This window comes from Stenotrophomonas maltophilia complex sp. Om-AH-Sm3, assembly GCF_059337855.1.
The window spans coordinates 260,323-280,618 of record NZ_JBYBLQ010000002.1; the positions used below are offsets into that span (position 1 = coordinate 260,323).

Consider the following 20,296-nt stretch of genomic DNA (forward strand, 5'->3'; position numbering starts at 1 on the left):
GGTGTTGGCGCGCCCGTCACTGACCGGTGATGTGCTTCGCCAACGCCTGTGCCTCGGCAATGCTCGGCAGCCCGCTCAGCATCATCGATTCACCGAACGGGCCTTTCACCGTCGCCACCATCAGCACGCGGCCGTCCACGCTGAGCGCCGCGCGCTGGCCCACCAGTGCTGCCGTGCCATCGTGGATGCGCTGGTGCGCTTCGGGTCGATAGCGGATCTGCAGGCCAGGTTGCTTGGCTTCATCCAGCACGTAGCGCACGTCGGCAATGTCGGTGCTGCCGGCAATCGGCGGCTCGCGCAGGGCCAGGGTTTCGCCTTGCCACTGCGCCTGCCTGCCCTTGCCGTCCGCATCGACCGCGCTCAGGCGTACATCCACACCCGCGCGCGGTACGTGTCCCTCGACCGCCTGCACTGCGGGCGTGGCACCTGGCGTGCATCCGGCCATGGCCAGTGCCGCGCCCAGCAACAACGCAAGCGCCGTTCTCACTTCAGCTTCCGCAGCTTGAACGCCACCAGCACCTGCAGCAGGCCGTACAGCAGGCTGCCAATGCCGATCCACAGCGTGGTCACCGCCACGCCCGCGTACGGGTTGGCCGCGAACAGCAGGCCCAGCACCACCGCCAGCACGCCGCTGAGAATCAGCAGCCACTCACCCTGGATCTGCTTGCGCACGCGGATCGCGAACACGATGCGATAGATGCCTGCCACCAGCAGCCACGCCGCCAGGAACAGCACCAGCACGCTGGCGGTGGCCAGCGGATTGATCACCGCCAGGATGCCGAAACCCAGCGAGGCGATGGCATACAGTGCCAGCCAGCCACGCGACGCGCCGCTGCCGCCGCTGACCAGTGCGAACAGGCTGATGACGCCTTCAACGATGGCCATCACGCCCAGCGTCCACGCCAATGCCATGGCGGCGGACAGCGGCCAGCCGATGGCGATGATGCCGAAGCCCAGCGCTACCAGGCCATACAGCAGCAGGATCCACCAGCTGCGACCCACCGCCGACAACAAGGGAGACAAGGGGGAATTCATGGTCACTCCTTCGATCCGGAACCGGCCACATCCTAGCCCCCGGCGATGAAGACAACGATCACGGCACCCGCGCGCACACCCATACCCGCACCTCTTCAGCACCCACGCAGCGCAGCGTTTCGGCAATCTCCATCACCGTACTGCCGGTGGTCATCACGTCGTCAACCACGGTCAATCGGGGTGGCACCGGACCGCGTACATCGAACGCATCGAACAGGTTTTCCCTGCGCTGCTCGGCCGTGCGTTCGGACTGTGGCGCCGTATGCCGCCGCCGGTACAGCCCGTGCCAGACCGGCAACGGCAGCAGCCGGCACAGCTCGGCGGCCTGGTTGTAGCCACGCTGGCGCAGGCGGCGGCGGTGCAGGGGTACCGGCGCCAGTGGTGGGCATGACCAGGCGGGCGGTGCCCGCTGCATCAACTGCGCCAGCAGGCGGCCAGCCGCCAGGTCCTGATGGAACTTGTAGCGCAGCAGCAGCTGGTCCACTGGCGGCAGGTACAACAGGCTGGCATGGGTGGCCGTCTGCGGTGGCGCTTCCTCGCGGCAGCTGCCGCAGACGATCAGGGCGGCGTCCGGCAACGGCAGCGCGCAACGCAGGCAGGCGCGGCCGGCCCAGGGTAGTTCGGCGAGGCAGGCGCGGCATAGGTCAAGGCCATCATGGCCTGGGTCGTCACAGACCAGGCAGCGCAATGGCAGCAGCAGGCGAAGCACGGACTGCAGGCTGCAGACGGCGCGGGGAAAGGCAGGCATACGTTGCAGCGTGAGCACCTCGATGGCGCGATGCCATCGGCGGTGTTCCCGGCGAGCCGTAGGAACTTTCACCGTTCTACCGGATCACTTCACCTCGTGGGCGCCGGCGCGGCATCCACCCGCGTGCGGTACACCATGTACGGCGTCTGCCGGCGATCCACGCCACCATTGAAGCCGGCCTGTCGATGCAGCTGGTTGGCGGTGAAATACAGATAGCCGTCCGGCCCCATCGACAGCGTATCCGGCCACAGGATGCGCGGGTCGTGCACCACCGTCGTCCATCGCCCCTGCGCGTCGCGGGCATGGATGGCGTTGTGCTCGTAGTCGCTGGCATACAACCGCCCGTTGGCGTCCATCTCCATGCCATCGGAGGCGCCTTTGTCGCCCAGGTCGACCACCGCTGCCGCCAGTTCCGCTTCACTCAGCTTCGGGTCGCGCAGCAGCGCGGTCGGCACGCTGTACAGATGACGGCTGGACAAGGGTGTGTAGAACAGGGTGCCGCCATCGGGCGACAGGGCGATGCCATCGGCGGCCACGGTGAACGGCTGGGTCGAACCATCCGCGTTGCGCAGCCGCATCTGCTGCCCTTCCACGATCGGTACGAAGGTCGGGTCGGCTGACGTGGACACATGCCCGATCAGGCGCTTGGTGGCGCTACCGGTAGCGAGGTCGATCACGATGATGCCGCCGATACCGCTCAGCGACGAGTCGGTCACGTAGGCCACGCCCTCGCGGCCGACCCGGAAATCGAAGCGCACATCGTTGACGTAGGTGCGCGCGTCGATGACGTTGGCCGGGAACACCAGTGTCCTGGCCACGGTATTGGTAGCCAGATCGATCGCCACCAGCTTGGCGCCACCGGCCTGCGGTGCGGAGAATCCGGGCGCTGCAGTGTCCAACACCCAAAGCCGGCCTTGGCCATCGGCCACCACGCTCTGCACGCTGATGAAGTGTGCAGCCGGGTCGGCTCCGTCCGCGCTGTTGATGCGCGCATCCGGATAGGGAACGGCGCGGCCGTCGCGCCATTCGGCCACGCTGCAGCTCACGTCATCGCCCCAGCGCGGGAAGTTGACGAAGATGCGCCCGGTTTCAGATACCGCCACGCTGGTGGGCATGGCACCCTCGAAACGCGCCACCGGTTCGAGGGTACCGATGCTGCGCTCGCTGGGCAGCATGGGCGCGCCGGACATCGCCAGCGCGGGGGAACTGGCCAGGGCCAGGACGGCAGCCGCCAGGCTGCGGATACGGCAGTTGATCATGTTGCTCTCGATGCGGGTCCGGGTGCAGCCCCGGCGTGGACGCATCTTCTGCGGCGCACGCGGCATCGGGTAGACGGTGCAGTGCGGAATCAGCTTCACTGCTGGAGTGAAAATGGAGGGTTGATTGATCGCATTGATTGAAGCAATGATCGTTGTCTATCCGTTGCGTGCCTGCCTTGCGGCAAACCCGCTCAAGACATCTCAACGGCTGCCAACGCGGTTTCGAACCTGTGCTGGCCCTCTTCACCCCACCAGGGAACGGTCATCACGCCCCCCCGCCGCTGCAACTGGTGTAGAAGGAGCAGGAAGGCCTGGACCTCCCGCTGGCCCCATGACGCTCCCATGCGGTAATCGAACGTCAACCCATGGCGCATGACGAGCACACCCAGTTCTGGCAGAAGAACGCCGCCGCAGGCAATGTCTGCAAGACCGACATGGAAGGGTTCCACTTCGTCCTGGAGAACGCTTCGCGCGTCGCCCGGTCCCATGAACGGCTGATCACGATCTTCTGCACGGTGCCAGAGTTGCACGCTTCCAGAACCCGCGACGCGGGCACCGCAGGCAAACAGATAGGCGAACGCATCGGCCGTTCCGGCGGCCTCACGGTACGCGAGCTCCACTTCCGGAAGCGAGCCATCATCGGTCACGAAGTAGCACCGTAACGTCGCCAACAGCTCCTGTGGGATGAACATTGCGACTCCAGGCTGCATTGCTCCTAATCATCTCCATTTTCACGGGTGCGCGAGGTTCGCACGGCAGGCGCCTTGACAGCCACATCTCCAGCCGTTTTCGGCACCATCAACAGCTCCGCCAACCCACGGTAGATCGGCACGCGGCACACCAGCCCGGACACGCCGCGCGCGATCAGCACCGTGGCCAGGATCGGCAGGAGCAGATCACCACTGTCGGTCAGCTCCAGCGAGATCACCGCCGAGGTCAGCGGGGCCTGGGTGACGCCGGTCAGGTAGGCACACATGCCCAGCAGCACGAACGCACGCGGATCCACGCCCGGCATCAACATCGCCAGGTTATGCCCAAGACCGGCACCGACCGCCAGCGCCGGCGAGAACAGGCCGCCGGGAATGCCCGCCACGTAGGACGCCAGGTTCGCCAGCAGCTTCATCAGACCGAACTCGTGGCCCACCATCGCCTGCCCCTGCACCAGGCTGCGCGCCTGTTCGTAGCCGGTGCCGAATGCGCCTTCTCCGAACGCCAGGGCCAGCAGCACCACCACCGTCCCGCAGCCTGCGGCCAGCAACACGGGATGCCGCTGCCGCAGTTGCCCGAGCCAACGGGGGCGGCCCGCCGCACTGGCCAACACCGCGCGCGCGAACAATCCGCCCAGCAATCCGGCCACTGCGCCGCACAGCAGGATCGCCAGCCAGCCCTGGCCGAGCGGCAGGCGCGCACTCACATGGCCGAAGTAGGTGTAGTTGCCGAGCAGGCCCAGCGAGACCACGCCACCGACGATCACTGCGGTCAGCAGGGTGCCGGAGAAGCGATGCTCGAAGCGGCCGCTGAGCTCCTCGATGGCGAAGACGATGCCGGCCAGCGGTGTGTTGAACGCCGCCGCGATGCCGGCCGCGCCCCCGGCCAGCAGGAAGTGCGAGAGTTCGCGCGGGTCCTTGAAGCCGAACCAGCGGCCGAACAGGTACATCAGGCTCGCGCCCACATGCACGGTCGGGCCCTCGCGACCAACGGACGCGCCACCGAGCAGGGACAGCGAGGTCAGCAGCAGCTTGCCCGCCGAGACCGCGGGCGACAGGTTGGTCTTGCGGAAGGACTCGTCCGGCCTGTCCAGTGCGGCAATGACCTGCGGAATGCCGCTGCCCCGCGTGGGCTTCAGCACGCCACTGGTCAGCCAGGCCAGCAACGCGAAGATGCCGGGCGTGAGCAGCAGGGCCCACCACGGCGAGTGCGCGGTGATGCGCTGGAACAGGTGGAAGGCCGCGTCGCTGGCCTTGGCAAACAGGATGGCCACCAGCGCTACGGCCACAGCCCCGCCCCAGAGCGCGGCACGGCGGCGCCAGGCCTCACTGAGAACCAGCGCGGTGATGCGGCCGCGGAGGCGATGGAGATCGGTCATGCAGGACAGTCTGGACGCTGCGGAGGAAGGCGGACAGCGGCTACTGTGGCTGAAGGCCTTGCAGGATGCGGTGAAATGCCCCGATACGGGTCGTCCCGACTGCCTGCCCCGTGCGTGCATCGCTGGACGCGCAGGCGCTCCCGCCACCGGCGCTTTTGCACCCCGCACTTCCAGTACGCCGCGCGCGACCCGTTCGCGCACACGCTGGGCGTAGAAGACATCGGCAATGCCGGGGTGGCGCTGCGGGTCCAGCGACATCGCGTTCCCCACGATGCAGGCGATGTTCGGAACTGTCCATCGCAGTGGAAACGCAGTTGCGCATCGATCCGGGCGATGCCTCCATCGGTCAGCGCGGCGGTGCTTTGCCGCTACTGGTCGGTGAGAGGGACATCGCTGTCAGGACCTTCGTCCGTATCACGCAGGCAACCGTTTATCGCCAACAAGCGAACCAAGACATAGTGACCGAATGCTTCAAGTTCCTCCTTCGGCAGCATCGCCGGATCGAGCTCCCCCGCCGCGTAGTCCTTGAAGGTCACGAAGGTGTGATTCTTCCACTGCCCCGGCGCATCGGCCTGACGCAGATCATCCAGCACCACGCGCAGGCCGCCGTCAGGAAGTGCGGCCAGGCTGCACAGCACCGCGTCGCGGCGGATCGGATAGGACTGGTAGCTGTTCATGGCATGTACTCGCGCGTCCGTATGCAGCAATGAACTTACACCGTAGCGCCCATTCATGGCGGCCGCTCAATGTAAACTTTTCTATATATAATTTGGTTGACAGCACTCACCAACCCACCCACACTGCCGCCCTCGCTCCACTCGTACCCAAGGTCCGCCATGGCTGCTGCCATCCGCCACGACTGGCAACACGACGAACTGCAGGCCCTGTTCGACCTGCCGTTGCCCGAGCTGCTGTTCCGCGCCGCGGCGGTCCACCGTGAGCACTTCGACCCGGCGCAGGTGCAGGTCTCCACGCTGCTGTCGGTGAAGACCGGAGGCTGCCCGGAAGACTGCGCGTACTGCCCTCAGGCGCAGCGCTACAGCACCGGGGTGAACGCGCAGAAGCTGATGGACACCGATGCGGTGCTGGCCAAGGCCCGCCAGGCCAAGGCCGCCGGTGCGTCGCGTTTCTGCATGGGTGCCGCGTGGCGATCACCGAAGGACCGCGACATCCCGAAGGTAGCGGCGATGATCGCCGGGGTGAAGGCGCTGGGCCTGGAGACCTGCGCCACGCTGGGCATGCTCAGTGGCGAACAGGCACGCGCGCTGAAGGACGCCGGCCTGGACTACTACAACCACAACCTCGACACCGCACCGGACTACTACGATTCGATCATCCACACGCGCCAGTACCAGGACCGCCTGGACACGCTGGAGCACGTGCGCGAGGCCGGCCTGAAGACCTGCTGCGGGGGCATTGTCGGCATGGGCGAGACGCGCGCGCAGCGCGTTGGCCTGCTGCTGGCGCTGGCCACGCTGCCGGCGCATCCCGATTCGGTGCCGATCAACAGGCTGGTGCAGGTGGCGGGCACCCCGCTGCATGGCAGCGCGGAGCTGGACCCGTTCGAATTCGTGCGCATGATCGCGGTGGCACGCATCGCCATGCCGCGCTCGATGGTGCGGCTGTCGGCCGGGCGCGAAGCCATGAGTGACGAACTGCAGGCGCTGTGCTTCCTGGCCGGTGCCAATTCGATCTTCTACGGCGACAAGCTGCTGACCACCGGCAACCCGGAGAGTGAGCGCGACCTGGCCCTGTTCGCCCGGCTGGGACTGCAACCGATGGCGGTGCAGGTGGATGCCGAGGGCCACGATCACGGCGGTACAGTGCACGCCGACATCAGCGCCGATGCGCCCGGCTGCGGCTGCGCTCACGCGGCCTGAGACGGGGTACAAGCAGGCGTCGCGGCAACGCGCTACCCTAGCCGCCCCGTCGCCGCATTCAGCCGCCATGGCCCGCCCCGACCTGACCGCCCGCCTCCACGCCCAGCGCGCCCTGCGCGATGCCCAAGGCCGTCGCCGCACGCGGCGCACGGTCAACCGTCGTGATGGCGTCCGCCTGGAAGTGGACGGCCAGTGGCTGACCGGCTTCTGCAGCAATGATTATCTGGGCCTGGCCCAGCAGTTCAGCGTGGTCAACGCGCTGCAGGATGCCGCTGCACGCGAAGGCGCCGGCGCCGGTGCATCGCATCTGGTCTGCGGCCACCACGCCCTGCATGACGCGCTGGAGCGCGAAGTGGCGGAGTGGCTGGGCTACCCGCGCGCGCTGCTGTTCGGTAGTGGCTTCGCCGCCAACTTGGCCGTGCAGCAGGCACTGCTGAGCGAAGAGAGTGATGTCTGCGTGCAGGACAAGCTCAACCACGCCAGCCTCTTGGATGCGACGCGGCTGGCCGGTGCGCGCCTGCGCCGTTATCCGCACCTTGATGCCGAAGGCGCGATGCGCCAGCTCAAGCACGCGCCCGACGGCGCGGCGATGCTGGCCACCGATGGTGTCTTCAGCATGGATGGCGACATCGCACCGCTGCGTGCATTGTCGCTTGTGGCACGCCTGCAGCAGGCGCTGTTCTATGTGGACGATGCGCACGGCGTAGGCGTGGTCGGTGACGGCCGTGGCGCCGTGGCCGCCGCCGGGCTGGGCGTGGACGATGTGCCGCTTCAGCTGGTCACGCTGGGCAAGGCACTGGGCGGTTCCGGCGCGCTGGTGCTGGGCCGCGACGATCTGGTCGAGCACCTGGCTGAAACCGCACGCCCCTACATCTACACCACGGCGATGCCGCCACCGCTGGCCGCCGCTGCACTGGAAGCGGTGCGCCTGGCACGCCGTGACAACTGGCGCCGCTCGAAACTGACCGACCTGATCGCGCTGTTCCGCAGCGAGGCACGCCGCCATGGCCTGGACCTGATGGCTTCGGAAACGCCGATCCAGCCGCTGCTGTGTGGTGACGATCACCGCGCCGTGGCGATGTCCAAGGCACTGGAGCAGGCTGGTTGGCTGGTCGGCGCGATCCGTCCGCCCACGGTGCCCGAAGGCAAGGCGCGCCTGCGTGTGACCCTGTCCGCCCTGCACACGCCGGAACAGGTGCGTGGCCTGGTGGACGCGATCGCCAGCGCGCGCGATCGCGTGGATCTGGCGGTGCGTGACGCCGCGCCACCGCCATTGCCTGTCTTTGCCTGAGCCTGCTGTCGTTTTCCCATGCATATCGACGTCACCGGCCAGGGGCCGGACCTGGTACTGATCCATGGCTGGGCCCTGCAGGGCGGTGTGTTCGCACCCTTGGTGCAGCGCCTGGCCGACCGGTTCACCCTGCATCTGGTTGATCTGCCGGGCCATGGCCACAGCCGCGAAGACACCACGCCGTTGCGCCTGCCGTTCGTGGTGAACGCCATTGCCGCGGCCACGCCGCCGGCGGTGTGGTGCGGCTGGTCACTGGGCGGCCTGTTCGCACTGCACGCCGCCGCAACGCTTCCGAAAGTGCGCGGGCTGGCGATGATCGCGGCCACGCCGCGCTTCGTGCGCGGCCACGACTGGCCGCATGCGGTGGAGCCGGCGGTGTTCGAGCAGTTCGGGCGCGAGCTGGCGACCGATTTCGGTGGCACCCTGGAACGCTTCCTGGCGCTGGATGTGATGGGCTCGGCGCACGCCCGCGAGGAGCTGCGCACGCTGCGCCAACGCCTGGTTGAGCGCGGCGCGCCCACCGAACGGGCCCTGCTGGAAGGCCTGCGCCTGCTGGAAAGCACCGACCTGCGCGGCGCATTGCCAACACTGGGCAAACCCAGCCTGTGGATCGCCGGCCAGCGCGACCGGCTGGTGTCTCCGGCGGCGATGCAGGCCGCTGCGGCATCGGCCCCGGGTGCGCAGGCGCTGACCATCGCCCATGGCGGCCACGCGCCCTTCCTCGGCCATGCCGACGAGGTGGCCAGCGCCCTGCAACACTTCGTTGCCGGCCTGTCACCGGCCGATGGCGGACAATGAGCGCCTTCCTCATTCCACGGGATTGACGCATGGATCTAGGTATCAACGGCCGCTGGGCACTGGTCTGCGGCGCAAGCAAGGGCTTGGGCCTGGGCTGCGCGCGTGCGCTGGTGCGCGAGGGCGTCAACGTGATGATCGTGGCCCGTGGCGAGGCTGCACTGCAGGTCGCTGCCGAAGAGCTGCGTGCACTGCCCGGTGCCGCTGAGGTGCGCGCGGTCGCCGCCGACGTCACCACCGACGCCGGTCGTGCCGCGGCGCTGGCCGCATGCCCGCAGGTGGACATCCTGGTCACCAATGCCGGTGGCCCGCCACCGGGCGACTTCCGCACTTTCGAGCGCGACGACTGGATTGCCGCGCTGGACGCCAACATGCTGGCGCCGATCGCGCTGATCCGCGCCACCGTGGACGCGATGATTGCGCGTGGCTTCGGCCGCATCGTCAACATCACCTCGTCGGCGGTGAAAGCCCCGATCGACATCCTGGCGCTGTCCAATGGCGCGCGCAGCGGCCTGACCGGGTTCGTCGCCGGCCTGTCGCGCCGCACCGTGGCGCACAACGTCACGATCAACAACCTGCTGCCCGGCCAGTTCGACACCGACCGCCTGCGCGCCAACTTCGCCCACACTGCGGGCAAGGACGGCGATGCCGGCGCAGTGGCCGAACGCCGCCGCCAGCAGATTCCCGCCGGCCGCTTCGGCACGGCGGACGAGTTCGGCGCCGCCTGCGCCTTCCTGTGCAGTGCACACGCCGGTTACCTCACCGGGCAGAACCTGCTGATCGACGGCGGCGCCTACCCCGGTACGTTCTAAGAGACTTTCGCAATGCCGTCCCAATTCGATGCCCGCCATGTCCGCCGCGCATTCGCGCGTGCCGCCACCAGTTACGACGCTGCCGCCGCCCTGCAGCGCGAGGTGCAGTCGCGGCTGATCGAATCGTTGGACTACCTGGAGGCACGCAAGCCCGAGGTGGTGCTGGACATCGGCGCGGGTACCGGCCACGCCAGCGCGTTGATGAAGAAGCGTTGGCCGAAGGCGCAGGTGATCGCGCTGGATGTGGCACTGCCGATGCTGGACCAGGCCAAGCGCCAGGCCGGCTGGTGGAAGCCGTTCCAACGCTTGTGCGGCGACGCCGCCGCGCTGCCGCTGGCCGACAACAGCGTGGACGTGATCTTCAGCAACCTGTGCCTGCAGTGGGTGGACGACCTGCCGGCGGTGTTCGCAGGCTTCCGTCGCGTGCTCAAGCCCGGTGGCCTGCTGCTGTGTTCCACCTTCGGCCCGGAAACCCTGATCGAACTCAACGAGGCCTTCGCGGCCGCCGATGACCGCCCGCACGTGAGCCGCTTCGCGCAGATCGCCCAGTTCGGCGATGCGCTGATGATGGCCGGCTTCCGCGACCCGGTGCTGGACCGCGATCTGTTCACCCTGACCTACGACGACCTGCCCTCGTTGATGCGCGAGCTGCGCGCGATGGGCGCGACCAATGCGCGGGTGGATCGCCGCCACACGCTGACCGGGCGTGGCCGTTTCGCTGCGGCGGCAGCGGCGTATGAACCGATGCGCCGCGCCGACGGCAAGCTGCCCAGCAGCTGGGAAGTGATCTATGCCCATGCCTGGGCACCGGACCCGGGCGCACCGATCCGCGAAGGCGGGCATGACGTGGCCTCAGTGCCGGTTTCGGCGATTCCGATCCGGCGCAAGCAGACCTGATCGCCTGGTAGTGCCGGCCGCTGGCCGGCAACCTCACGTTTCCATGGTGGGCATCTGCCGGCCAGCGGCCGGCACTACCGAATGGTAGCCGCCCAAATCAGGCTCCCGCCTCAGGTGTTGGCCGGCGAACTCAGCGGCGGCCGTACCAGGTCGCGGTGGAAGAAATAGATTTCCTGCACCAGGAAACGCCAACTGGTGTGGAAGCTGCGGAAGCGCGTGCTGGGCGTGGACGAGGCCAGTGCATCGATGCCCAGCGCCTTGCTCAGGCGCAGCGCACGCGCCATGTGCAGCGGGTCGCTGACGATGATCACCCGGTGCAGGTTGCGCTGGTCCATCAGCCGCTTGGCTTCCACCAGGTTCTGCACGGTGTTGCGGGAGGCAGTCTCGATCAGGATCGCATCGTCCGGCACGCCGTGCTTGAGCGCATAGCGCCGCGCCACCTGTGACTCGGAAAAGCGCGCGCCGGTACCACCATAGCCGCCGGTGAAGATCAGCAGTGGCGCGAACCGGGCCTCATAGAGATCCAGCCCATGACGGATGCGTTCTTCGAATACCGGCGACGGCTTGGCGTCATAGGCCGCCGCACCGAGCACGATGATGGCGTCGGCCTTGGCAGCCTGGTCACGCTCGCCGACCCAGACGATCCAGGCAGTCACGCCCAGCAGCCAGATCACCAGCAGGACGAACAACCGCCACAGCCAGCCCAGCAGGCCAGTGCGATGCCGGTGCCGGTCGCGGCTCACGGCGCGCCCCAGCGCAGTGCGGGCAGGTCGACGTTGCCGCCGGACAGCACCAGGCCCACGCGCAGGCCGGCAAAACGCTGAGGCTGCGCCAGCACCGCGGCGAGCACGGTCGCCGATGACGGCTCGACCACCTGCTTGAGGACCTCCCACAGCAAGCGCATCGCCGCCATCGTCGCCGCGTCATCGACCACGATCACCTCGGCGTTGGCCGCGCGCAGCAGCTCGAAGTTGGGCGCGCCGATCAGGGTGCGCAGACCGTCGCAGATCGTGTCTGGGGTGAACGGCCCCGGGCGCTCGCCAGCGGCCAACGAGCGCGCGGTGTCGTCCGCGCCGGCCGGCTCGGCCAGCACCAGCCGGGTCTGCGGGCTGGCGAGCTGCAGGGCCCGCGCGGTACCGCTGGCCAGGCCACCGCCGCCCACCGGTACCACCAGCACGTCGAACGGGCCGTCGCTGTGCAGCAGCTCCAGTGCTGCGGTGCCCTGCCCGGCCATCACCGCCGGGTCCGCATAGGGATGGACCAGGGTCGCGCCGGTATCAGCCTGTACTTTGGCGCAGGTGGCCTCTCGGTCAGCGACGGTCGGCGGGCAGCGCCAGAGCGTGGCGCCATGGCGGGCGATGTTGGCCAGCTTGGCCGCCACTGCACCTTCGGGCACCACCACGTGGCAGGGAATGCCACGGGTGCGCGCGGCCAGGGCCAGGGCGGCGCCGTGGTTGCCGGAGGAATGGGTGACCACGCCGGCGCCGGCGCGATCGGCATCCAGCGACCACACCGCATTGCAGGCGCCGCGGAACTTGAATGCGCCACCGCGCTGCAGATGCTCGGCCTTGAACGCCAGCTGCGCGCCGGCCAGCGCATCGAGCGTGCGCGAGCGCAGCACCGGGGTCACGCTGGCGTGCGGCGCGATCCGCGCAGCGGCAGCCAGGACATCATCGGCACGGGGCAACAGTGAATCGCTCATGACGCAAGATTAACGTATGGCTCCCTGCTGGCGACCCCGGCACAGGTCATGCCAGCATGGCAGCCTTCACCTCCATTCATCCTGGACAGTGAAGTTAAGGGCCGATTCAACGCCTGCGCACGAAGCTCACTGTACAACCCGTCCTCTGGGGGGACCCACCATGAAAACGCGCCTGATGCTTGCCGGTGGCCTGATGCTGGCCCTGGCCGGCTGCACCACCTACGACTATGTCGGCGGTGGCCGCAGCGGCAGCTACTACCACGGTGCGCCGTCGGTGGAGTACCGCTACCCCGCCGGCTATCCCTACAACTACGGCTACCCGTACTACGGCGGCTATGGCGGCTACTACGGCGGCTATGGCAATCCGTATTACTCGCGCCCGATCTACCGCCCGCCGCACAACCACCGCCCGCCACCGCGCCCACCCGGCAACGGCGGCGAGAACCGCCCGCCACCGCCGTCGCGGCCGTCGTACAACGGCGGTTCGCCGTGGCGGAACATGGACTCGATGCGCCGGCCGCCGCAATCGAACATCCAGCCCTCTGCGCCCCCGCCGCCGGCCCGTCCGGCTCCGGCGCCGAGTGCGCCAAGAATGAACGGTTCCCCCTGGCGCAACATGGATCGTGGGACGCAGCGCACAGTTGAGCGCTGAACCGTCTTGCATTTCACACGGTCCAAGCCGCACTCTACGGGGCCAGTGACGGCCCGCGTCACAAAGTGACAAAAACGACACGGGCCGCCGCAAAAATCTCTACGTCGATATCCGACAGGAACATCTGGATCCCCCCTGTTCCGGCCCTGTCGGATGTCGGCACCTCTGAAAGCAGACGGCCCCGCAGTGCGGGGCCGTTTGTTTTGCGGGGTCGTCAACCGGCGGCCGCAGCTTCCGTAGATCCACGCCATGCGTGGATGGCGGCCTCCCGATAGCGCCAAAAAACAGGGCCGGGCAGTCCCCCGACTGCCGGCCCCCTGCTCCCCCACCGTGCGCCTGTACCGGCCCCTGTTCCAATTCCGGTCACGGGCGCCTGCGGCGCCAGCCACGGTGGGTGCTATTGGGTTATCTGCAAAAATCCTGCCAACTTTAGGGCTGATTTCGACGGGAGCCGGCCGGCGCCGACGTCCCAGCCCCGAATGGCGCTAAAATCGCCACCCCGGTGCCGCCCCGGCCGCGCCCGCCCCCAGCTGAACAGCCCCATGAACCCGTCCTTCCATCGTTACGACGTCATCGTCATCGGCGGTGGCCACGCCGGCACCGAAGCCGCGCTGGCCGCGGCCCGTACCGGCGTGCGCACCCTGCTGCTGACCCACAACATCGAAACAGTGGGCGCGATGAGCTGCAACCCGGCCATCGGCGGCATCGGCAAGGGCCATCTGGTCAAGGAAATCGACGCCCTGGGCGGTGCGATGGCGCATGCCGCCGACCGCGCCGGCATCCAGTGGCGCACGCTCAACGCCTCCAAGGGCCCAGCCGTGCGCGCCACCCGCTGCCAGGCCGACCGCAACCTGTATCGCATGGCGATCCGCGCCATCGTCGAAGGCCAGGCCAACCTGACCGTGTTCCAGGCCGCCGTCGATGACCTGGTCATTGAAGGCGACGCCGTGCGCGGGGTCATTACCCAGACCGGCCTGCGCTTCGACGCCGGGGCCGTGGTGCTGACCGCCGGCACCTTCCTCGCCGGCAAGATCCATGTCGGCCCGACCCAGTATGCCGCCGGCCGCATGGGCGACCCGCCGGCCACCACGCTGGCCGCGCGCCTGCGCGAGCGCCCGTTCCAGGTCGACCGCCTGAAGACCGGCACGCCGCCGCGCATCGATGGCCGCACGCTGGACTACAGCGTGATGGACGAGCAGCCGGGCGATTCGCCGCGGCCGGTGATGTCCTTCCTCGGCTCGGTGGACGAGCATCCGCAGCAGGTCAGCTGCTGGATCACCCACACCACCGAGCAGACCCACCAGATCATCCGCGACGCGCTGCACCGCTCGCCGCTGTACAGCGGCCAGATCGAAGGCATCGGCCCGCGCTACTGCCCGTCCATCGAGGACAAGGTGGTGCGCTTCGCCGAAAAGGCCAGCCACCAGATCTTCGTCGAACCCGAAGGCCTGGGCATCGTCGAGATCTACCCCAACGGCATTTCCACCTCGCTGCCGTTCGACGTGCAGCTGGAGATGGTGCGCAGCATCCGTGGCTTCGAGAACGCGCACATCACCCGCCCGGGCTACGCCATCGAGTACGACTTCTTCGATCCGCGCGGGCTGAAGGCGTCGCTGGAGACCAAGCTGGTCAACGGCCTGTTCTTCGCTGGCCAGATCAACGGCACCACCGGCTATGAGGAGGCCGCCGCGCAGGGCCTGCTGGCCGGCCTCAACGCCGCACGCCAGGTGCGTGGGCTGGACGGCTGGTGCCCGCGCCGCGACGAGGCCTACCTGGGCGTGCTGGTGGATGACCTGATCACCCACGGCACCAACGAGCCGTACCGCATGTTCACCAGCCGCGCCGAGTACCGGCTGCAGCTGCGCGAGGACAATGCGGACCAGCGCCTGACCCCGACCGGCCGCGAGATGGGCCTGGTGGATGATCGTCGCTGGGGTGCGTTCGAGACCAAGCAGGCCGCTGTTGCTGCCGAGCGCGCACGCCTGGGCGCGCTGTGGGCAACCCCGGCCAATGCGCTGGGCCGCGAAGTGCAGGACACGCTGGGCGTGGCGGTCAGCCGCGAGACCAACGTGCTGGACCTGATCAAGCGCCCCGAGCTGGATTACGCGCAGCTGATGCAGGTGCCATCGCTGGGGCCGGCAGTGGCCGACGCCAAGGTGGCCGAGCAGGTGGAGATCGGCGTGAAGTACGCCGGCTACCTGGACCGCCAGCGCGAGGAGATCGAGCGCCAGCAGCGGCATGAGGCCACGCCGATCGCCGAGGCGTTCGACTATGCGACCGTGCGCGGGCTGTCGGCCGAAGCACTGCAGAAGCTGGAGCGGGTGCGCCCGCAGACCATCGGCCAGGCGCAGCGTATTCCGGGCATGACCCCGGCAGCGATCTCACTGCTGCTGGTGCACCTGGAGCGCGCGCGCCGCGGCCGCGTGGCGTAACGCGGGACCGTCCGCTTCTGGTGGGTGCCGGCCTCGGCCGGCACGAATCATCCGATAGCGACACTCCGTGCATGTGTGCCGACCAAGGTCGGCACCCACCGGAGCGGAACACGCACCCACCTTGGCGAACGCGCTACCGTGCGTCGGCACCGCCGCCCAGCACCCTGAACAACGTCACCCGGTTGCCCGCTTCCTGCTGCTGCAGCGCGATCAGGTCCTGCTGTGCGGCAAACAGGCTGCGCTGCGCATCCAGTGCCTGCAGATAGCCGTCCAGCCCGGTGCGGTAACGCGCATCGGCCAGCGTGTAGCTGCGCTGGCTGGCGGCCACCAGCGCGCGCTGTGCGTCCATCTGCACGGTCAGGTGATCGCGCGTGGCCAGCGCATCGGCTACTTCACTGAAGGCCTGCTGGATCGCTTTCTCGTACTGCGCAATGCCGATGTCCTTGCCGATCTTCGAGGCATCCAGCGAGGCCTTCAGCGCACCGGCGTGGAAGATCGGCGCGGTGATGCTGGGCGCGAACGACCAGCCACGGGTGCCGGCCGAGAACAGCGTCGACAACGCGGTGGAGCTGTGGCCGTAGTTGGCGGTCAAGGTCAACGTCGGGAAGAATGCGGCGCGCGCGGCACCGATATCGGCATTGGCCGCCTGTAGTGCGTGTTCGGCGGACAACACGTCCGGGCGCTGCAGCAGCACGCTGGACGGCAGGTTGGCCGGCAGCGGCGCCAGTGCCACGCTGCCATCCAGCGCCTGCGCGGTTGGCAGCAGGGCCGCATCCAGCGGCGCCCCCACCAGCAACTGCAATGCATCGCGATCCTGCGCCTGCTGCCTCTGCATCTTGGCCAGCGCACCGCGCGCGGCTTCGACGCTGGTCTGTACCTGCGACAGGTCCAGGCCCGAGGCCAGGCCCTGGGCGTGGCGGGCCTCGGTGCGCTGCAGGGTCTGCTGCTGGCTGTCCAGGGTCTGCCGGGTGAACGCCAGTGACTGCTCGTCCGCTGCCAGCGCCAGCCACGCCGTGGCCACTTCGGCCACCAGGCTGGTGCGCGCGGCGCGCTGGTTCTCGGCGCTGGCCAGCCAGTTCTGCAGGGCCTCGTTCTTCAGGCTGCGGATGCGTCCGAACAGATCCAGTTCCCAACTGCTGATACCCACCTGTACGGCATCGGATTCAGTCACCTGGGTGGCACCGGTCTCGCTGTTGGCATCACTCACCCGCAAGCGGGTGACACTGCCGCTGGCATCCACCGACGGCAGCAGCGCCGCGCGCTGGATGCGGTACTGCGCCCGCTCCTTCTCCACCTGCAGCACGGCCACGCGCAGGTCGCGGTTGTTCTGCAGCGCCAGCGCGATCACCTGCTGCAGGCGTGGCTCAAGGAAGACTTCGCGCCAGGCTGGCACCGCAAGTGCTGGCTCGGCCTCGCCCGTGGCGGCATTGCCGAATTGTGCCGGCACCGGTGCCTCGGGCCGCTGGTAATGCGGCGCCATGCTCACGCAACCACCCAGCACCGTGGTGATCATTGCGGCCGCCAGGGCGCGCAGCAGCATCGGCTTCATGGGCTTGCCTCCGGGGCAGCGGCGTGGGCCGGCGCGCGGCCCGGGAACAGGCGGCGCACGAGCAGGTAGAACAACGGCACGAAGAACATGCCCAGCACCATCGAGGCGACCGTGCCGCCGGCCACGCCGGTACCCAGCGAGCGGCGCGCGGCCGAGCCGGCGCCGGTGGCGAACACCAGCGGCAGCACGCCCATCAGGAACGCCAGCGAGGTCATCACGATCGGCCGCAGGCGCAGATAGACGGCCTGCAGGATCGCCTCGCGGGTGCTCCTGCCCTGCTGTTCAAGGATGCGCGCGAACTCGACGATCAGGATGCCGTTCTTGGCCGCCAGGCCAATCGTGGTCAGCAGGCCGACCTGGAAGTACACGTCGTTGTTGAGGCCACGCAGATTCATCATGAGCACCGCACCAAACACGCCCACCGGCACCGCCAGCATCACCGCGAACGGCACCGCCCAGCTTTCATACAGCGCGGCCAGGCACAGGAACACGAACAGCAGCGAGATGGCGTACAGCATTGGCGCCTGATTGCCCGACAGCTGTTCCTGGTAGGCCATGTCCGACCAGGCATGGCTGAAGCCTTCCGGCAGTTTGTCGGCCAGGCGCGCGATCTCGGCCATCGCCTCGCCGGAGCTGACGCCGGGCGCGGGCTGGCCGGTGATCTCCATCGCCGAGATGCCGTTGTAGCGTTGCAGCGCGGCCGGCGCGCTGGACCAGTGCGCGCTGACCAGCGACGACAGCGGCACCATCTGCCCTGCCTGGTTGCGCACGCTCCAGCGCTCGATGTCCTGCGGCTGCATGCGCGCTTCGGCCGTGCCCTGGATGAACACCTTCTTGATGCGGCCCTTGTAGATGAAGTTGTTGACGAAGTCGCCACCCAGCGCCGCGTTCAAGGTGTCATTGATGTCCTGCGGATTCACGCCCATCGCCTGCGCCTTGGCGTCGTCCACCTTCACTGCATACACCGGCGCGTCTTCCAGGCTGGCGTAGCGCACGTTGACCAGCTTCGGATCCCTGGCGGCCTCCTTCAACAGCGTGTTGCGCGCGGCCACGGCGGCGGCATGGCCGGCGCCGCCTTCGTCCTGCAGTTCCAGGGTGAAGCCGCCCGCGTCACCCAGGCCAAGGATGGCCGGTGGCGAGGTGATGAACACCTGCGCATCGGGCACGCTGGCCGTGGCCGCGGTCAACCGCGCGGCAATGGTGTCGGCGTCATCCTTGCGGTCATCCCAGTCCTTCAGGCGGATGAAGGCCTGGCCGACGTTCTGGCCGCTGCCGGTGACACTGAAACCAGCGGTGGCCTGGATCGACAGCACGCCGTCGTCCTTCACCGCGGCGGCACTCAGGCGATCCATCACCGCGCGGGTCTGCTCCAGGGTGGCACCGGCCGGCAGCTTCACCAGCGCGTTGAGCATGCCCTGGTCCTCGTCGGGCAGGAACGCGCCGGGCAGGTGCCACAGCAGCAGGCCGGTGGCCACGCTCAGCGCCAGGTAGAACAGTACGCCCAGCGTGCGCCGGCCAAGGAAGCCATCCACCCGGCGACGCAGGCCGTTGGACGTGCGCTCGAAACGGTGGTTGAACCAGATGAAGAACTTGCCCAACAGGCTCGGCTCGCCGCCGTGGTCGCCATGCGGATGGCCGCCCTTGGGAATCTGGTGCAGGATGCTGCCGCACAGGGCCGGGGTGATGGTCATCGCCACCAGCACCGACAGGATCATCGCAGCGGCAATCGTCACCGAGAACTGGCGATAGATCACGCCGGTGACACCGCTGAAGAACGCCATCGGCAGGAACACGGCGGTCAGCACCAGCACGATGCCCACCAGCGCGCCGGTGATCTGGCCCATCGCCTTCAGCGTGGCCGGCTTCGGCGCCAGCCCTTCGAAGGTCATCACCCGCTCCACGTTCTCCACCACCACGATGGCATCGTCCACCAGCAGGCCGATGGCCAGCACCAGTGCGAACATGGTCAGGGTATTGATCGAATAGCCAAATGCCGCCAGCACGCCGAAGGTGCCCAGCAGCACCACCGGCACCGCGATGGTCGGGATCAGGGTGGCGCGCCAGTTCTGCAGGAACAGGTACATCACCAGCACCACCAGGATGATCGCCTCGATCAGGGTGATCACCACTTCCTTCAGCGAGATGGTCACGAACGGCGTGGTGGTGAACGCCACGTGGTAGGTGTAGCCGTGCGGCCAGTACTTCTGCAACTGCTGCAGGCGGGTCTCGATGGCCTTGGACACGGCGATGGCATTGGCGCCGGCATTGAGCTCGATGCCCAGCGACGCCGACGGCTTGCCGTTGAAGCTGCTGATGCTGTCGTAGCTCTCCGGCCCCAGGCCGATCGTCGCCACGTCGCCCAGGTGCACTACGCTGCCGTTGGCATCGGCCTTCAGCACCACCCGCGCGAACTGTTCGGGCGTGTGCAGGCGGCTGCGCGCGGTGACCGTGGCGTCCAGCTGCTGGCCCTTCAGTGCCGGCTGGCCACCCAGCTCACCGGCCGAGACGTCGGTGTTCTGCGCCTGCAGTGCGGTCTCGATGTCCGACGGCATCAGCGCGTACTGGCGCATCTTCTCCGGGTCCAGCCAGATGCGCATGGCGTATTCCTGGCCGATCGGCTGGATGTTGCCGACACCACTGACGCGGCTGATCTGGTCGTCGATGCGCGCTTCCATGAAGTTGGCGACATCGAAGTTGTCCATGCTGCCGTCTTCGCTGGTGAACGACAGCACCTCGAAGATCGAACCACTGGACTTGGTGATGGTCAGGCCGTTCTGCTGCACCGCCTGCGGCAGCGTCGCCATCGCCGCCTGCAGCTGGTTCTGTACCTGCACCTGCGCGGTGTCCGGATTGGTGCCGGTGGCAAACACCAGGTTGACCTGCGCCGAGCCATCGGAGGCGCTGGTGGAGGTCATGTACATCAGGTGGTCCAGGCTCTGCTGGGACTGCTCGATGACCTGGGTGACCGCGTTTTCCACGGTCTGCGACGAGGCGCCGGTGTAGGTGGCGCGGATGGTGATGGTGGGTGGGGCGATCTGCGGGTAGCGGTCCACCGGCAGGATCAGGATCGCGAGCAGGCCGAGCAGGCTGACCGCGATGGCGATCACCCAGGCGAAGATCGGCCGGTCGATGAAGAAACGAACCATGCGCGGCAGGCC

The 20,296-nt window shown here is 68.1% G+C and carries 18 protein-coding genes; 7 read left to right on the forward strand and 11 right to left on the reverse strand.

All coding sequences use genetic code 11. The annotated features are described in order from the left end of the window. Window positions 1-16: 16 nt before the first annotated feature. The 7 genes from AC10QF_RS03875 to AC10QF_RS03905 form a co-directional block, all read right to left on the reverse strand. Window positions 17-445, reverse strand: coding sequence for a SecDF P1 head subdomain-containing protein (locus tag AC10QF_RS03875; protein WP_111176082.1), 429 nt, complete (start codon window positions 443-445; stop codon window positions 17-19). Window positions 446-483: 38 nt separating this feature from the next. After that, window positions 484-1,035 carry an HdeD family acid-resistance protein gene (locus AC10QF_RS03880; protein WP_049400854.1) on the reverse strand — a complete coding sequence of 184 codons (552 nt, stop codon included), beginning with the start codon at window positions 1,033-1,035 and terminating at the stop codon, window positions 484-486. A gap of 58 nt (window positions 1,036-1,093) precedes the next feature. After that, on the reverse strand, window positions 1,094-1,783 hold the full coding sequence (locus AC10QF_RS03885) for a ComF family protein (RefSeq protein WP_494541780.1): 690 nt from the start codon (window positions 1,781-1,783) through the stop codon (window positions 1,094-1,096). Window positions 1,784-1,872: 89 nt separating this feature from the next. Beyond that, window positions 1,873-3,042: an L-dopachrome tautomerase-related protein gene (locus AC10QF_RS03890; RefSeq protein WP_494541781.1), complete on the reverse strand. Its 1,170-nt coding sequence runs from the start codon at window positions 3,040-3,042 to the stop codon at window positions 1,873-1,875. Window positions 3,043-3,233: 191 nt separating this feature from the next. Further along, on the reverse strand, window positions 3,234-3,734 hold the full coding sequence (locus AC10QF_RS03895) for a hypothetical protein (protein WP_188248098.1): 501 nt from the start codon (window positions 3,732-3,734) through the stop codon (window positions 3,234-3,236). Between the two features lie 23 nt (window positions 3,735-3,757). Then, window positions 3,758-5,128 carry a chloride channel protein gene (locus AC10QF_RS03900; protein ID WP_494541782.1) on the reverse strand — a complete coding sequence of 457 codons (1,371 nt, stop codon included), beginning with the start codon at window positions 5,126-5,128 and terminating at the stop codon, window positions 3,758-3,760. Window positions 5,129-5,496: 368 nt separating this feature from the next. Beyond that, the gene (locus AC10QF_RS03905; RefSeq protein WP_005420123.1) at window positions 5,497-5,805 is read right to left on the reverse strand and encodes a hypothetical protein; all 309 of its coding nucleotides are present in this window, start codon (window positions 5,803-5,805) and stop codon (window positions 5,497-5,499) included. Window positions 5,806-5,964: 159 nt separating this feature from the next. Between AC10QF_RS03905 and bioB the strand changes: the two genes are divergently transcribed. The 5 genes from bioB (at window position 5,965) to bioC (ending at window position 10,803) form a co-directional block, all read left to right on the forward strand. Continuing rightward, window positions 5,965-7,008, forward strand: a complete 1,044-nt coding sequence (gene bioB / locus AC10QF_RS03910; RefSeq protein WP_005420125.1) for a biotin synthase BioB — start codon at window positions 5,965-5,967, stop codon at window positions 7,006-7,008. A 67-nt stretch (window positions 7,009-7,075) separates the two neighbouring features. Further along, window positions 7,076-8,299 carry an 8-amino-7-oxononanoate synthase gene (gene bioF, locus AC10QF_RS03915; RefSeq protein WP_005420127.1) on the forward strand — a complete coding sequence of 408 codons (1,224 nt, stop codon included), beginning with the start codon at window positions 7,076-7,078 and terminating at the stop codon, window positions 8,297-8,299. An 18-nt stretch (window positions 8,300-8,317) separates the two neighbouring features. Next, window positions 8,318-9,097 (forward strand): pimeloyl-ACP methyl ester esterase BioH, encoded by a 780-nt coding sequence (bioH, locus tag AC10QF_RS03920; RefSeq protein ID WP_494541783.1) that lies wholly within the window; start codon window positions 8,318-8,320, stop codon window positions 9,095-9,097. A gap of 29 nt (window positions 9,098-9,126) precedes the next feature. Further along, on the forward strand, window positions 9,127-9,906 hold the full coding sequence (locus AC10QF_RS03925) for an SDR family oxidoreductase (RefSeq protein ID WP_494541784.1): 780 nt from the start codon (window positions 9,127-9,129) through the stop codon (window positions 9,904-9,906). A gap of 12 nt (window positions 9,907-9,918) precedes the next feature. Further along, window positions 9,919-10,803: a malonyl-ACP O-methyltransferase BioC gene (gene bioC, locus AC10QF_RS03930; protein WP_065177888.1), complete on the forward strand. Its 885-nt coding sequence runs from the start codon at window positions 9,919-9,921 to the stop codon at window positions 10,801-10,803. A 110-nt stretch (window positions 10,804-10,913) separates the two neighbouring features. Here bioC and AC10QF_RS03935 read toward each other — a convergent pair whose 3' ends face one another. Both AC10QF_RS03935 and AC10QF_RS03940 read right to left on the reverse strand, forming a co-directional pair. Continuing rightward, window positions 10,914-11,558, reverse strand: coding sequence for a YdcF family protein (locus AC10QF_RS03935; RefSeq protein WP_072168071.1), 645 nt, complete (start codon window positions 11,556-11,558; stop codon window positions 10,914-10,916). Then, a complete protein-coding gene (locus AC10QF_RS03940; protein ID WP_494541785.1) occupies window positions 11,543-12,505 on the reverse strand; it encodes a pyridoxal-phosphate dependent enzyme in 963 nt (320 codons plus the stop codon). Before AC10QF_RS03940 ends, AC10QF_RS03935 begins: the two co-directional genes overlap by 16 nt. Window positions 12,506-12,665: 160 nt before the next feature. On the opposite strand from AC10QF_RS03940, the gene AC10QF_RS03945 reads away from it, so the two are divergent. After that, window positions 12,666-13,157, forward strand: a complete 492-nt coding sequence (locus tag AC10QF_RS03945; protein WP_053496813.1) for a hypothetical protein — start codon at window positions 12,666-12,668, stop codon at window positions 13,155-13,157. A 542-nt stretch (window positions 13,158-13,699) separates the two neighbouring features. Continuing rightward, complete coding sequence (gene mnmG / locus AC10QF_RS03950) at window positions 13,700-15,589, forward strand: tRNA uridine-5-carboxymethylaminomethyl(34) synthesis enzyme MnmG (RefSeq protein WP_494541786.1); 1,890 nt, start codon at window positions 13,700-13,702, stop codon at window positions 15,587-15,589. 133 nt (window positions 15,590-15,722) lie between these two features. Here mnmG and smeC read toward each other — a convergent pair whose 3' ends face one another. Next, window positions 15,723-17,138 carry a multidrug efflux transporter outer membrane subunit SmeC gene (gene smeC, locus AC10QF_RS03955; protein WP_494541787.1) on the reverse strand — a complete coding sequence of 472 codons (1,416 nt, stop codon included), beginning with the start codon at window positions 17,136-17,138 and terminating at the stop codon, window positions 15,723-15,725. Beyond that, window positions 17,135-20,284, reverse strand: coding sequence for a multidrug efflux RND transporter permease subunit SmeB (gene smeB, locus AC10QF_RS03960; RefSeq protein WP_494541788.1), 3,150 nt, complete (start codon window positions 20,282-20,284; stop codon window positions 17,135-17,137). Before smeB ends, smeC begins: the two co-directional genes overlap by 4 nt. Window positions 20,285-20,296: the final 12 nt, after the last annotated feature.